This window comes from Priestia sp. P5_B4, assembly GCF_056400385.1.
Genome location: NZ_JBFULJ010001133.1, coordinates 1 through 1,027, shown reverse-complemented (window position 1 = coordinate 1,027; position 1,027 = coordinate 1). Strand labels below are relative to the sequence as shown.

The 1,027-nt window shown below is 31.6% G+C and carries 2 protein-coding genes; both read right to left on the bottom strand.

Annotated features, from left to right (window positions below):
* A partial coding sequence (locus tag AC1DRF_RS29405) for a hypothetical protein (protein WP_477742496.1) occupies positions 1-270 on the bottom strand: 270 nt, incomplete at its 3' end.
* Positions 271-356: 86 nt separating this feature from the next.
* Positions 357-890 carry a hypothetical protein gene (locus AC1DRF_RS29400; RefSeq protein WP_427076665.1) on the bottom strand — a complete coding sequence of 178 codons (534 nt, stop codon included), beginning with the start codon at positions 888-890 and terminating at the stop codon, positions 357-359.
* Positions 891-1,027 lie beyond the last annotated feature (137 nt).

The following is a 1,027-nucleotide window of genomic DNA, read 5'->3' as shown; positions in this document are numbered from 1 at the left end:
CTCTAATATAGATAACTGTAAAGCTCCCCCACTCGCGTATAGTTTGAAATTTCCTACGCTATAAAAATTCATACTGACTTCATGAAAGCTATGAGCACCTTTAGTTTTTAAAAGAAAGACTATATGTAAATTAGTTTTGTTCTCTTCATCAAACAATAAACTGTTTCTATACTCTGTGAAGTACCTTGCTTCTATAATATATTTCATATCTAAAAAAGAAAAATCTGGTGAAAGACTAGTTAGCAAATGAAAGTTTTTTATTTTTAACATTTTAATAATCCCTTCTTCAATATAACTTTTCTATAGGTTCCATATATAATAAGTTATTTGTGTTGCCATGATGGATTTCTCAATAGCTACTCTTTAATTCGCATGATTGGATCTTGATCATGAAATCCCACACATAAGGGAACATTGACTTTTATGTTTTCTACAGCTTTCGCAAAAGCTACAAGCGTTCTTACAATTAAAAGTAGTGTTATAGCCTTTGCTTTTTCTGTAGCATCAAATCCATTCTCTTGATAAATCTGAGCAAACTCTTTGTTACTAGGCCCTTCAATTTCCTCTATCCAATCACTGGCCCAGTCATCATCTTCTTCAAAGAGACTACTATATCCATCGCAAATAAAAAATGTACTTTCCCAATCATTATCCATATCATATTCAAAATAAATGGCTTTTGCAGACTGTTCATTTACTATACGCATAGCTTCTGGAAGGCTACTCTTTACTTGCGTTTGAAAAGTATCTAAATTTATATTATGAATCCGATCTATTTCATTACCTTCCACTTGAGTAGAGCATAATTCATAATACTTAGCTTCCATTTCTTCGTATGATTTCTCAAACAATTCTGCTTGTAGTTCATCTAAGCAATCAAAGATATTCATTAAGTTTCTTCCTTTCCATAAATACCGTCTAAATAATAAAACCTAATGATTGATACTTACTATCCAGGTAATTTTCTACGTTTTTTTTGGGGTGTATATATAGAATCTGAGTTTGAAGGCAGTGCCTGTACTAACGC